We start from the raw sequence: 13,467 nt of genomic DNA, 5'->3' as shown, positions 1-13,467 counted from the left end.
CGCCCCGTAACCATGCCTGCAAGGGCGGACATTACATAATGGCGGGGGTCATCATTCACGAGTGGATATCGGCACACGGCGGGTCTGAAAAGGTTTTCGCGGCGATGAGCCGAGCATTTCCTGATGCGGACTTGCGCACGCTTTGGCGCGATTCCGGATCCGTTATGGCCGGACGCGATATCTCCGAATCGTGGCTTTCGAGTACACCACTCCGTCGTTCCAAGGCTCTTGCGTTGCCCTTTATGCCCACGACGTGGCGTGCGCTTCGGAGTGATCATCAGTACGACTGGGTCTTGGCGAGCTCTCACCTGTTCGCTCATCATGCTCGGTTCTCGGGTGTGAATCTGTCTGCGCCGAAGTTTGTGTACGCCTATACGCCGGCGCGCTATATCTGGACACCGGAAGTTGACATTCGTGGTAACAATCCACTCGTACGCGTCGCTTCGTCCCATTACCGGCAGCTCGACCGTCGTCGGGCCGCTGAGGCCGTTGCAATCGCCGGAATCAGCGGATACGTGCGAGATCGCATCCGCAGGTACTGGAATCGGGACGCTAAAGTGATCTTTCCGCCCGTCGCGGTGGAGGCGATCGCAGAGTCTGCGCGAACCGGTGCAGGCCTAAGCGATTCTGATCGCCGCGTCATTGACCAACTGCCAGCCCAATTCATCCTTGGTGCATCACGTTTCGTCCCCTACAAAGGGCTGGACAAGGTAATCAAAGTCGGTGAACTCATCGGACTCCCAGTCGTGATCGCAGGTAGCGGCCCAGAGGAGTCGCGCCTGAAAGCTCTGGCGGCAAGTGCCGCAGTGCCCGTCGAGTTGGTGTTGTCACCTTCGGATGCCCTTCTTCATGCGCTCTACGCGAGAACGGCCGCCTACGTGTTTCCGTCCGTCGAAGACTTCGGCATGATGCCCGTCGAGGCGATGGCGGCGGGAGCACCCACAATTGTGAACTTCGCCGGCGGCGCCCGGGAGGCGGTTGCGAGTTCGTTGGCAAGCGCAGCAGTAGATTTCGCGGATCTCCATGAAGTCGCAGAGCAGACACGACAGCTGATAAACGAGGGATGTCGCCCGACCCTCTGCGAACTGCTGGAGCTCTCTGAATCCAGATTCGCTGAACGCCTCGTCGCCTGGGTCACCGGCGGTCCCAGCCCCGACGAGATGCGCAATGCGCGAAATGCCCGCTCAACACGTCAACCACTCACATTCACTCACAGGTATCACCCGCAGGAGGTCAAGTGAACACACACGGCAAAAACGCTCTTGTCACGGGCATCACCGGACAAGATGGTGGGCATCTTGCGGCCCTGTTGCACGAGAAGGGCTATCACGTTTACGCGATAGTGCGCGGTCAGAGCAACCTCAAGAAGGAGCAGATCCTCGAGGAGTTTCCCTTTGCCGTCCTCCTCGAGGCGGACTTGTTGGATCCAGCGTCAATTCTCCGCGCCGTCGACCAGTCTGATCCGGATGAGTTCTATAACCTGGCGGCGATCAGCCACGTCGGGTACTCGTTCAAAAATCCGGCACTGACGATGGACACTACGGGTCGAGGGGTCTTGGCCTGCCTCGAGGCAATTCGGATGACGGGCAGGTCCGGCAAGACGCGGTTCTATCAGGCGTCGACATCTGAGATGTTCGGCGGCCTCGAATATAACCGCCCTGTGTTGGGCTACGACGAGAACTCAACCTTCCATCCCCGTAGCCCGTATGGGGCGGCCAAGCTATACGGTCACTGGATCGCGAGAAACTATCGCGAGAGCCACGGAATCTTCACGTCGTGCGGCATCTTGTTCAACCACGAAGGAGAGCGACGTGGCGTCGAATTCGTAACTCGCAAGATCACCCATGCGGTCGCCCGGATTTACCTCGGCCTACAACAGTACGTGGAGCTAGGTGACCTTTGGCCAGAGCGGGATTGGGGTTACGCCGGCGACTACGTTCGCGGAATGTGGCAAATGTTGCAACACGATGAACCGGACGATTTCGTCCTCGCTACCGGTGAGACACACTCGATTGGTGACTTTTTGACCTTGGCGTTCAAGGAGATTGGTATTGACGATTGGTCGCCATATGTCAAACGTAATCCGGCGTTCGTGCGCCCCGCCGAAGTCGACATCTTGCTGGGCAATCCGGCGAAGGCGGAGACGGTACTCGGCTGGAAGCGTGAAGTAGATTTCCCGGAGCTGGTTAGCCGAATGGTCCACCACGACATCGCATTACAGCGCGGCCGCTATGGTGCCCTTGCAATTCCGGTTAGCGCATGAGGCCCGTCCGCCCAGGGGATCGGATCGCAGTGACGGGCGCAACGGGTTTCGTCGGCCAAGTGTTGGTAGAAAACCTCGCGACCGCCGGCTATCGCGTCATCGGGATATCCGATCCGGACGAGCCGCCTGCGCGTATCACACAGTGGCTAGAGGAGTATTACCCCTTCGACCTGACGCGAGGCTGGCCGAAGGTAGGCCCGATCAATGGGCTGGTTCATCTGGCCGGCTTGGCGGCTGTCGGACCGTCGTTCGACAACCCCCAGGAATACATCAACACCAATAGCTCGATGGTGACCCACATTTTCGAAAGCGCTCTCAAAGCCGAATGGCGGGGGCGAGCGATCGTTGTCAGCTCCGGCGCCGTCTATGACAACACCCGAGAGAGCCTCGGGCTGACAGAAGGATCTCCGCTGCTGGCTACGTCACCGTACGTCGTTTCAAAGTTGTTGGTGGAACGGCAGACTGAGTACTACATGCAGCGAGGAGTTGACGCGGTCGTTGTTCGCCCGTTCAACCACGTCGGGCCGGGGCAATCCCCAAACTTCATCGTGCCCGATCTGGTTGCGAAGGTGAAAGAATGGGAACCAGGAACAGTAATGTCTGTTGGAAACCTCGATTCGGCAAGAGATTACACCGATGTTCGCGACATTGCCTGGGCGTACCGGCTTCTGCTAGAGCAGCCTGAGCCGCGCCACACGACCTACAACGTATGCACCGGCATCGCCCGATCAGGCTGGCAGATGCTGGAGGCGGTGTGCGCCGCGTTAAGTAAGCCGATCCCGCCCACGGACGTCACAGTTGATCGCGTAATCGATCCTTCGGCCAATATCGGGAATGCTCAACGCCTTTGCGCCGAGACGGGATGGCGGCCAGGAATCCAACTGCAGTCATCAGTCGAGGACTATGTGAGCATCGCGGTTGACTCAAGCAGCTCACTCGGCTCGGCCGACGGCGGCGCAATGGTCGGAGCCTGCCGATGACGACTTTTGTTGTGCCTCTGCTGGGCGGACACATAGTTTCGCGCTCGGGCCGTGGCCGGTGTCGATTGCACGAGATACTCGGATGTAAGGAGTAGGACGAGTGGAGCTACGCGACTACATCCGAGTGATCCGGAAACGATGGCTACTTATCGCTTTGTCAGCAATGGCTGGGCTCGCCATCGGTGCTACTGCGAGCATCCTGATTACCCCGCAGTATGAAGCAAGGACGCTGTCTTTTGTCTCCGTGCAGAACGCGGGGACGATGCAGGAGTTCAATCAGGGAGCTCTTTACACCCAAAGCATGATCAAGTCGTTCACTGAGGCGATTTCCTCGCCAGCAGTACTGAGCAAGGTTGTAGATGACCCGCAACTCGGGCTCACCGAGACGGTCGCGGATCTCGCATCTGACATCACAGCGAAGGTAGCGCCAAACACGGTGAACATTGAAATCGCCGTTACACGTGAGAACCCAGTAGAGGCCGCGAACATCGCGAACGCCGTCACCGCCAGTTTTCGCGATGAAGCGTCGATGCTGACCCGCCCCCGGGCGGATGAGCAGTCTCCCGTGGCGGTGACGATTCTGACGCCAGCCCAAGTCCCAACTGCCCCAGTGGTGCCCAGAACCAAGTTGTACCTTGCCGCGAGCCTGCTTGTGGGCCTTGCGGTTGGCGTCGTCACGGCAGTGCTGATCGACGCGCTCGACACGCGCATCCGCGGTCGTCAGCATGTCCGCGGCATCACCGATGCACCAATCCTAGGTGGCGTCGCGTTCGACGAATCCGCGCAGACGCGCCCCCTGATCGTCCAGTCTGCGCCGACAGATCCACGGGCGGAAGCATTCCGAAGCCTACGCACCAACCTGCAGTTCCTTGATGTCGAAGGCGGCCCGCGAAGCTTCGTCATTACGTCAGCATCGGTCGCCGAAGGTAAGTCAACAACGACCGCGAATCTTGCCATCGTCATCGCGCAGTCCGATGTCCGCGTGCTCGTGATCGACGCGGACTTGCGGCATCCCAACGTCGCTCCTATTTTCGGCCTGGAGGGCGCAGTCGGGCTTACAGATGTACTCATCGGAAAAGTGGAGCTGCCTGACGCAGTGCAGAACTGGGGCCTGCGAAATCTCGACATCTTGCCCGCCGGCAGGATCCCCCCGAACCCCAGCGAATTACTTGGGTCAGAAGCGATGATGAAATTGCTTCAGTTGGTGGAGAAGGAATATGACGTCGTGTTGGTTGACACCCCGCCACTGCTGCCCGTTACTGACGCCGCCGTGCTGTCAAAGCATGTACGTGGTGCATTACTGGTAGTCGCATCCGGGCGTACCCATAAGGCGCAGCTCCAGTCGGCAATCGATGCCCTGAACAACGTCGATGCCCGGATTGCCGGAATCGTGTTAACGATGATGCCGACTAAGGGGGCCGAGGCGTACGGGTACGCCCGATATGGATACCGGGCGTACGGGATCGCCGGCCGAGAGACGAATGGGTCACCTTTGGACCCGGGCCAATTTCTGAACATGAGCAAGACAGTGACCAATACGAGGGGAACCTGAAACTTGTCCGCCGCACCTCAGTCTGCACGCTTCTGCATCCTCTCGGTATGCACCGGGAACGTCTGCCGATCCCCCTATGCCGCGCTGCTGCTACGCGCGGCGATCGCTCGTCTCGGGTGGGCTGACGGAGTTGAGATTATTAGTGCCGGAACTGAGGCACTACGTGGCGCCGTGATTGCACCCCAAATGGCCGTTCTTGCAGGAGATGTTGTTGTGGACGTCACGAGCCGCACTGCGCGTCAGTTGGACCGACTACAAGCCGAACAGGCTGACTTAGTCCTCGCGATGACCCGCAATCACCGGCGCGAGACCGCACTGCTCGTGCCCTCGAAGAGCCGGGTTTCCTTCACACTCAACGAGTTTGCCCGGTTGACAGAAGACGCCCGCGCTGCGGGACTCTTGCGTTTCAAGGAAAGGGTTCCGGTGCCGGAGATGATGTCTACATTTGTTCGCATCGTCGCTTCTCGACGCGGATTCGCAGTTCCGCCAGCGGATCTCGCCGATGACGACATACCCGATCCATACGGCCGCGATGATGGCGCGTACGCGGCGTCGGCCGCCCTCATCGCCAATGCCGTCGCGCGAATCGAGCGCGCAGCCTCAGCGGCGATATCAGAGGTGGCCGCATGAAGAACCAGAAGACCCTGGCCAACAGTCGGGGGATGTTGCTATGGAGGTGGCAGATAATCGCCCTCATCGTCATGGTGATTGCAAACATCATGCTGGTGTCGGCGTCGCTGCGTCCGCCTCATGTAGACCTGGGCGGGCAAATGCTGCTGCCGATGTCCTCCTTCGAGACGACACCTAGCCCCGGATGATCAACACGATAGCCCTTTCTGCGCTGGGAGGCTTGAATTGAAGACAGCTTGGGTACACTCGAAACTTCGTGTGTTGGCGACTGTTTCGGATATAAGGGCGAAAATCGCTGGGCCACACTGCCTCGGCTTCCTCAACGAGGTAGACGGCATGTTCCTGATCGCCGCGGCTAGGGATTTCGGTGTCGGACGCAGATTGGCGTTCGATGGCTGCTACGACGCGCGAAACCTCGAGGAGTACCGGTCCCTGGTGACGCCCGAGACGCGGCTGTTGGTGGTCGGTACCCACGTCGGCGCCATCATGTTGCCGCTTGCCGCAGTCGTACGGGAGGCGGTCGGGGTCGAACCGAATCCCGAGAGCTACCGACTGTTAGAGATGAATGTGGCGATCAATGGACTGACAAACTGCCGGCTTTACAACCTGGCGGCGTCCGAAGCGCCCGGTGTGCTCGAGTTCGTGGCGTCGAAGGCGAACAGCGGTGGCGCGAAGATCATGCCGCCCGATCGACAGTTTGAGTTCTTCTACGACCAACCGGAAATCATCAGCGTGCGCGGCGCTAGCCTGGACGACGAATTGAGTGGACAGTTCGACGTCGTCATCATGGACATCGAAGGTGCGGAATACCGCGCGATGGCAGGCATGCAGCGCATTCTCTCGAGTGCAAGGCATTTCGTCTGCGAGATCGTGCCCAACCACGTCGAACACGCCTACGGGTGCTCATTCGAGCAGTTCGTTGAGCGGATTCCTCCTCAGTTCCAATGCTTTTCACTGACCACCGACAAGCGCGTCGTGGAACGAAGTCGACTTCCAGAGCTCTACCAGACTGTCCGCCGCGACTACTACTACGGCGGCTCCGACTTGATCTGTTCCGTGCGACCCAGGTAACGATGAACCGCATGCCTAACGTTCGGGACACGGTGCGCATGAGCGAAGCATCGGGCGCGATAGAGGCTGCCGGGCATGTTGGAGCAGTTGTATTGACGTGGCGCGATACCGAGAAGACTGCACGCTGTGTCTCCGAGCTCATCAGATCTCCGCTGCTGACGAACATCGTCGCTGTGGACAACGAATCTGACGGTAGCCTCGAAAGTGCGCTCCCCTCGGATGCGAGGATACGCATCATTCAGCACCGTCTGAATATTGGTTTTGCTGCCGGAGTCAATTCGGGTATCCGCGACTTACTGAGCCATCCGAATGTTGAATCAGTCTTGGTGATAAATAATGATGCCGTTCTTTCGGCTGAATCCCTAGCAAGATTGGTTGCCGCTCTGAATGACGACACATCGTTGTCAATGGTCGGCCCGAAAAACTTGACGCCACAAGGCGAACTCATCTCCTCAGGCGGTGTCATTAATCGTTGGACCTGGAACATGGACGAGCGCAGTCGCCGGGGCGACATAGATTTTCTGACCTGGGCTTGTGTGCTGGTGCGCGCCTCAGCATTTCGACAAATCGGACTGCTCGACGAACGATTCTTTATGTACTGGGAGGACGTAGATTTCGGATTGCGAATGAAGCAAGCCTCATTGCGATTCGCTGTGGTGCCCTCTGCTCATTTGATCCATGAAGTGGCGTCATCCCACGCTCGTGCAGGTACACGTGTGACAGCGTATGAGACAGCCTCATTTCGTTACTTCTTACACCTGCATGCCGGCGGTCGAATATGGATCGGCGTCCTTCGCCTATGGGCGAGGCTGGCTCGTTCGTTGCTGTCGGGAGATGGATGCCGAGCCCGGTACATAACTGAAGGCTGGCGATTAGGTCGAACAGTAACGGGTCCGGCATACATCGCGTTTGAGGGCCTGCGTTAGCGCTCCCTCGGCCGTGTTTGCGCGAGCAAGGGCTACCATTGCGCCAAAAACAATCCATCCGATCAGGTTCGCAACCTTGCCATAGAAACCAGTGTTGATGAACCCGGCAATCGCAACCTGAGAAAAGAAATATATCGCAATTGCGAATGGAATGTGCTTGAAGCTGAGGGGGAAGCTGTGGTACGCCCGCACCGCTCGAAAAATGACTGCCAACAAAAACAGAAGCGTCGGAAGGAAGAGGAATAGCCCACCCTCGACTAAGGTAGAGTAGTGGAATCCATCTGTGATCACCACTGACGACATCGCGTTCTCTGAGTATTGGCTCTGGGTACCAAGACCGATCCCGAACACCGGATGTCGTGAAAACGATTCAATCGCAAATGTCGCGTATTGGTAATGCCGTTTATTTGATCCTGCCGCCGTGGCATTCTCGCCGAGGAAAAGTCCTTTCCAGATAAAGGATCCCGTCAGCGTATCCCGCCAGCTCTCGTTGCCGATGAAGCCGATCGCCAAGAGTGCACCAGCCAGCGACAATGACGCCAGCAGCGGGATGCGGCGGCTCGGACGGATGCGCCACAGCACAGCGGCCAGCATGCAGAAACTAATCAATGCCGCGCAGAGTATGGATGCACGGGAAAAGGTGGTGACGATGCCGGCCGCCATTAGCGCTGCGTTCGCGAAGGTCATGACGCGAGGACGCCACAGCGCCTGGGCCAGCCAGAGCGAGTAAATGAGCACCAACAGCGTCGCAAAAATTATCGAGTTACCTACCAATCCAGTTGAACGGGATATGTCGGTGCCATAATAGGAAAACAGAATAGTGTCACGCGAGAAAAGGAGCCATTCGGGCAAGATATCGCGGAAGAAAAACTGCACACAGCCGAATGCCGCGAGCACCAGACCCAATCGCATAACGAGGGTCATGATCGACATTGCACCATCTCTGTCTCGAACTGCGACAGCGGTATATAAGCCCGCAAATGCGTAGAAGACCTGATTGCGGACCGCCCGGAACTGTGGTCCTACGGCCTCGGGTCCCTGAAGCATTAGTACCACGCTGGCCACGAGCAATAGAATCAAAGCAATCATCCAGAATTCCAACGAAGCACCACGGCACAAGGCGATGAACGCTAAAAGCGCCATAGCGGCGACGATCGAGTCAATGAGGAATGTGGCGGGCATGAATTCGCCAGCTGGGATCAGATTGATAAACCCGCTGAACATTGCAACAACTACCAGCGCCTTGACGAGTAGGAGTCCGCCGGCGGGCGCGGTTACTGCGATAGTTCTTGCGGCAGCCGGTTCGCGAACGATGGTCACCTAGTAACTGTAGGCGTAGCCTAGCTGTCTTGTGTGGCTTTCGCCGCGTCAACATTCGCGGTGTGCAGGGATCGGCGGCGGCGCCCAAAAGGCGTTTCTTGTTGATCGCAAGTGAATGCTGTGTCAGTAGTTATTTGTGTTATCGATCGAGCTCAGAAAGAGCTGCTGCTGCTGCAAAATCGGCGTCCTCATTAGAATTTTGTCGAGATCGAACGGGAGAGGTGGTACGTGGCTAAGCTGGCGTTGTACAAATGTGGAATCTGCGGGCGTAGGGAAAATGGCGATGCGGGTTTTGGTCCTTTGGGCTGACGGAACCAAGAATTACAACCTTGGTGTACGAGCGCTAGCAGAGGGCATGTCGATGCTGGCTCGGCGGACGTGGGGTGACGACACCAAGGTCGAACTACAGGACTTCGCGTGGGGCGAATCCGGCGTTAGTTTTGGCAAACGATCGGCCGCTCAAGAGCTTCTTTCGTTTAGAGGGCCAATCACGAAGCGCCTGAGCGACTTCGACATGGTCCTTGACTCAGGCGCGGGTGATAGCTTCACCGACGCCTACGGCTTCAAGCGCCTCCTGCTCATGGTTTACGTCCAGAGCGTTGCGCATCGGCTTGGTATCCCAGTCGTCTTTGGTCCACAGACGATCGGGCCATTTAGCACCCGTATCGGTCAGATGTTGGCGCGCCGCGCGATCTCCCGCGTCGCGTGCATCGTTACTCGGGACAGCGTCAGTGCGGAAGCTGTTGCACGGCTGGCTCGACCGGCAGACGCGATCTCAACTGACGTGGTGTTCGCGCTACCGCAAGTTCCGGTAGAGAAGACCCGGGACGTCATCTTCAACGTGTCTGGCTTGCTGTGGCCGCCGAACCATCATGTGGATAATCTCGCTTACCAGCGGGCAGTGCGCAGCTCGATCAAAGATCTCCTCAATCGGGGCCGCCGGGTGACGCTGTTGGCCCATGTTGTGGGTCCAGACGTTCCCATTAATGAACCTGGTGCCGGAGACAATGACGTACCCCCCTTGAAGCTCTTGGAGCGAGAGTATGGCGGGGACAGCAGCCTCGAGTTTCTGGCCCCGCCGAATCTCACTGTGGCCCGGGTGATTCTAGGTAGCGGCAGGCTCGTCATTGGCTCGCGGATGCACGCTTGCCTTAATGCGCTGTCCATGGGTACTCCAGCCATACCCCTTGCCTACTCCCGCAAGTTCGAGCCACTCCTGAGGGACATCGGGTGGAATCACATCATCGACCTTCGAGAAACTCCGGACTTCTCTTGCCGATTGTCTGAATTGCTCGACGACATGACACTCGAGGGACGTCTTCTAGAGCAGCTGCCGATCAGTCTCGCCATCGCTCAAAGCCGTTTGGAAGAAGCGGTCTCGACGCTAAGGCGCATAAGGCCATGACTGGTCGAGACGAACTTGAAGAACGCATCGCACATGTCGTCCGCCGAGCAGATACCTGCTCGGGCTGCGGCGCCTGTTCGCATGTGTCGTCTAGGGTGACCCTTGCGTTGGACGAGCGTGGTCACTTACGGCCGCGGGTCAGTTGTCCGCCAGCTACGGCGGCGGAAGCCCGCGAGGAACGACACCAATTCGACGCGATATGTCCCGGCCTCCGGTTAGAGGCTCCTGACCTCGCAAAGCTCAAGCATCACAAGGTTTTTGGCGGCTACGTTTCGGCGTGGGAGGGTCAGGCAAGCGATGCGCAGATCCGTTTCGCCGGAGGCAGCGCAGGCGTACTCACCGCGTTGACGTTATGGATGATCGACTCTGGAATCGCGAAAGGCGCGGTCGGCGTCGCTCCAGATGCCGACGAGTCGCGCCGGACCGTCTCCGTATCCGTCATGAAGCGCGAAGAGGCGCTGCGCTCCGCCGGTTCGCGTTACGCGCCCGTCTCCACGCTAGCCGCCTACGATGTCACAGGGCGAGATGTCTATGTGGGCAGGCCGTGTGAGGCAGGCGCGCTTCGTCAGCTGCAAGACTATCGACTTGTTCCCGCCGGCGATCGGCCTCCATCGCTGAGCTTCTTCTGCGCCGGCGTGCCGAGCCAAGCTGCTACCGATGATCTGATCCGTTCATTCGGGACGGAACCGGCGAAGGCTCGCATCCTGAGGTATCGCGGCAACGGGTGGCCGGGCGACTTCACATTTGAGGACGAATGCGGCAACGCGAAACGGCTGTCGTACGAGAAATCCTGGGGTGAGCACCTTGGGCGTGACCTGCCTTGGCGATGCAAATTGTGCCCCGACGGGACCGGAGCATCTGCCGACATCGCGGTAGGCGACTTCTGGGAAGCAGATGAGCGTGGGTTTCCAACATTTTCCGACAGGGACGGAACGTCGGTTGTTATCGCCAGGACCGAGCGTGGGCATAACTGGCTCCTGCGGGCAGCCAGCGAGGGTGTACTCCACCTCTCCAGCATCGACCTGGATGGCGTGGCCCGAGTCCAGCCATTACAGACTGAACGCAAGCGCACCCTGGTCGTGCGGCTTATCGGGCGCGTACTCGCGGGCCGACCGGTTCCGAGCTACCACGGCTATCACCTTGTTGCTTCTACGACTTTGAATCCGAAGAAGTTGGCCAAAGCGTTCTTAGGGACACTCGAACGGAGTCTCTTCAAGGCGAGGTACCGAACTCCAGAATTATGACGATGCAAGCGGGTCTGCTGAGGCAGCGATCCGTCCGTCGTCAATCGCGTCTCAGCCGTTGGATCACGCCGGTGAAGTCACGCGCGTGAGGAACAAACGTTCGTGACGAAACACGATGGGAGCCAAGCAGTATCGCTAAGAGCGTGAAGTAGCCGAGAGTCGAGGCAATTGCTGCTCCGACTGCGCCAAGCGCGGGGCCCATGACCACCAAGCCGACGAGCCCAGTAATGAGCGAGACCACTTGGGCGATTGTCATCTTGATTCCTCTACCGGCGGCGGCGAGTGACATCGATGCAACATAGGCGGCCAACATCGCGGCGCTTCCCAGCAGCGAGATCATGGTCACCGGGACGGAGGCCGAAAACGCTTCGCCGAACAGCACAGGTATTGCAACCCAGGCCATCACTGCAATGAGCGGTGTAGTCATCAACGCGACCGCGATAGCCGCGCGGATTGCCTCGCTCTGTATCTGTAACCGGCGTTTACCTTCTGCCTGCGCGACCGGAGCGAAATAGCTGGCACCCAGCGCATGCCCAATTGCCAACGGAACTGCACCGATCGTGGCGGCAACTGAGTAAAGCCCCGCTTGGTAAGCACCTATGAGGGGCAACGCCAGTACCTGATCCGCTCTACTGGTCGCCGCCTCCGCGACAGCGCTTCCAGAGAACGAAAGACCCTTCCGCAAGAGTGATTTCGCGTCGACACGCTGACCTCGAACCGAAACACGCACCAGCAGTTGCCCGGCGAAGAACGTGGCCGCTGTGCCGCCAATACTTGCCGAGAGAATGGTTGCCACCGTCGCAATGTCGAGGACCCAGAACAGAAGAATGAGTGCGACGTATACGGCCGGCTGTAACAATTGCATCAGTAAGACAGCGCCGTACCGCCGATGCGCGACGAGGACGCTGACGTCAATCGCCCAGCTCGTCGACAACGGCGCTAACGCGATGCCCAACGTTGCGATTGCACGTCCGCCAGAGCTGAAGCCGGAAAAGATTGTGAAGTAGGTGAGCGCCGCGATCGCTGCGGCGCCGGTCGTTGAAAGAACGACAAGTGTTCTGGCTGTGCGCATGACAGCGTGCCCGTCGGACGTCGCGGCCTGTCGCCGTACTTCTAACGGGATTCCCAACCCGAGGACGACCGGCACGATGAGGAACAGGGCAAGGGCGGCGGCCGTTTCGCCGCGGCCCTGCGGGCCAAGGGTCCGCGCGACTATGGGCGCACTCACAAGTGCCAGGGATACGGCACCAAGGCGACCAATGATGAGAAGTGACGGTGATCGGCGGCGAGGCGCTGCTGCTGTCGCAGATCGATTGGCTGCGAACACTAGCCGCGCGGCTTGTCACGGATTGAGATGAGCGCTCGTGCTGCTTCTGCGGGCGGCAGGAGCCACGGTTTCGCGTCAAAGAGCGCGTCGCGCTCGGACTCAGTGAGCCGCGTGCCAATGGTTCGTGCGGGGTTGCCCGCTACCATGGTGAAGTCGGGGACATCCTTGGTCACAACTGATCCCGCGCCAATCACCGCGCCCACGCCGATCTTTCTGCAGCCTGGAAGGATCGTGACGTTGGCTCCAATCCACGAATCGTGACCGATCGATATCGCCGTGCGCGGAACGTCGCTACCGCTGGGTACTACGCCGAGCGCCGGGTTGTACCAAAAGGGATGCAGGCTGAGACTCGACATGGGGTGAGCAGCACCGAATCTGCGCACATTCGGCCCGATAGAGACGTACGCTCCAATGACCGTATGGCGATCAGCATTTCCCGGAATTAGCAAAGATCCGTACGAATACGGCCCGACCTCGACGTCGTACCACCGCCGCAAGGCTGCTCTGAGAGTGGTCGAATAAAGCTGGCCCCCTTCGACCTTGACAATCAGCGCCAGCATTCGATCCCGCCAAGGGATGCGGCGGCAGTGCTGGGAAAACCATCGGCCGAACGCGCTGCTACGCATGACTGTTTCAGCGTGACTGATTTCGAGGTTTGTTCTCTGGAGGACAGGAGTAACGCGTTCGTTCGTCTCGGCGGTCGTGTCAGATCGTCGAGATACACGGGAGGCAGTGGGTCCGCTCTTCAT

Annotated in this window: 13 protein-coding genes; 10 read left to right on the top strand and 3 right to left on the bottom strand. The window is 58.9% G+C overall.

The features are described from left to right. Positions 1-38 precede the first annotated feature (38 nt). The 8 genes from GGC64_RS09985 to GGC64_RS09950 all read left to right on the top strand — a co-directional run bounded on the left by GGC64_RS09985 (position 39) and on the right by GGC64_RS09950 (position 7,422). A complete protein-coding gene (locus GGC64_RS09985) occupies positions 39-1,241 on the top strand; it encodes a glycosyltransferase (protein WP_192722202.1) in 1,203 nt (400 codons plus the stop codon). Next, positions 1,238-2,263 carry a GDP-mannose 4,6-dehydratase gene (locus GGC64_RS09980; protein WP_192722201.1) on the top strand — a complete coding sequence of 342 codons (1,026 nt, stop codon included), beginning with the start codon at positions 1,238-1,240 and terminating at the stop codon, positions 2,261-2,263. The genes GGC64_RS09985 and GGC64_RS09980 overlap by 4 nt, the downstream gene beginning before the upstream one ends. A gap of 29 nt (positions 2,264-2,292) precedes the next feature. Next, entirely contained in the window at positions 2,293-3,243 is a 951-nt protein-coding gene (locus tag GGC64_RS09975) for an NAD-dependent epimerase/dehydratase family protein (RefSeq protein WP_192722200.1), read from the top strand. Positions 3,244-3,343: 100 nt separating this feature from the next. Continuing rightward, positions 3,344-4,795, top strand: a complete 1,452-nt coding sequence (locus GGC64_RS09970; RefSeq protein ID WP_192722199.1) for a polysaccharide biosynthesis tyrosine autokinase — start codon at positions 3,344-3,346, stop codon at positions 4,793-4,795. Positions 4,796-4,798: 3 nt separating this feature from the next. Continuing rightward, positions 4,799-5,425: a low molecular weight phosphatase family protein gene (locus GGC64_RS09965; RefSeq protein WP_192722198.1), complete on the top strand. Its 627-nt coding sequence runs from the start codon at positions 4,799-4,801 to the stop codon at positions 5,423-5,425. Continuing rightward, positions 5,422-5,613 carry a hypothetical protein gene (locus tag GGC64_RS09960; protein WP_192722197.1) on the top strand — a complete coding sequence of 64 codons (192 nt, stop codon included), beginning with the start codon at positions 5,422-5,424 and terminating at the stop codon, positions 5,611-5,613. Before GGC64_RS09965 ends, GGC64_RS09960 begins: the two co-directional genes overlap by 4 nt. Positions 5,614-5,686: 73 nt before the next feature. After that, positions 5,687-6,496, top strand: coding sequence for an FkbM family methyltransferase (locus GGC64_RS09955; protein ID WP_192722196.1), 810 nt, complete (start codon positions 5,687-5,689; stop codon positions 6,494-6,496). A gap of 11 nt (positions 6,497-6,507) precedes the next feature. Next, entirely contained in the window at positions 6,508-7,422 is a 915-nt protein-coding gene (locus tag GGC64_RS09950; RefSeq protein ID WP_192722195.1) for a glycosyltransferase, read from the top strand. On the opposite strand, the gene GGC64_RS09945 is transcribed toward GGC64_RS09950, so the two are convergent. After that, the gene (locus tag GGC64_RS09945; protein ID WP_192722194.1) at positions 7,369-8,742 is read right to left on the bottom strand and encodes an O-antigen ligase; all 1,374 of its coding nucleotides are present in this window, start codon (positions 8,740-8,742) and stop codon (positions 7,369-7,371) included. The genes GGC64_RS09950 and GGC64_RS09945 overlap by 54 nt on opposite strands. Before the next feature lie 355 nt (positions 8,743-9,097). On the opposite strand from GGC64_RS09945, the gene GGC64_RS09940 reads away from it, so the two are divergent. Together GGC64_RS09940 and GGC64_RS09935 are read left to right on the top strand one after the other, a co-directional pair. Continuing rightward, positions 9,098-10,147 (top strand): polysaccharide pyruvyl transferase family protein, encoded by a 1,050-nt coding sequence (locus GGC64_RS09940; protein ID WP_192722193.1) that lies wholly within the window; start codon positions 9,098-9,100, stop codon positions 10,145-10,147. A 107-nt stretch (positions 10,148-10,254) separates the two neighbouring features. Then, a complete protein-coding gene (locus GGC64_RS09935) occupies positions 10,255-11,391 on the top strand; it encodes a Coenzyme F420 hydrogenase/dehydrogenase, beta subunit C-terminal domain (protein ID WP_192722192.1) in 1,137 nt (378 codons plus the stop codon). 40 nt (positions 11,392-11,431) lie between these two features. On the opposite strand, the gene GGC64_RS09930 is transcribed toward GGC64_RS09935, so the two are convergent. Then, complete coding sequence (locus tag GGC64_RS09930; protein WP_192722191.1) at positions 11,432-12,718, bottom strand: oligosaccharide flippase family protein; 1,287 nt, start codon at positions 12,716-12,718, stop codon at positions 11,432-11,434. Further along, a complete protein-coding gene (locus GGC64_RS35140; RefSeq protein WP_304611082.1) occupies positions 12,718-13,467 on the bottom strand; it encodes a CatB-related O-acetyltransferase in 750 nt (249 codons plus the stop codon). The genes GGC64_RS09930 and GGC64_RS35140 overlap by 1 nt, the downstream gene beginning before the upstream one ends.

This window comes from Mycobacterium sp. OAS707, assembly GCF_014873705.1.
Classification (GTDB): Bacteria; Actinomycetota; Actinomycetes; order Mycobacteriales; family Mycobacteriaceae; genus Mycobacterium.
Note: the sequence above shows the minus strand (reverse complement) of the source record. Positions and strands in the feature narration are given on the sequence as shown.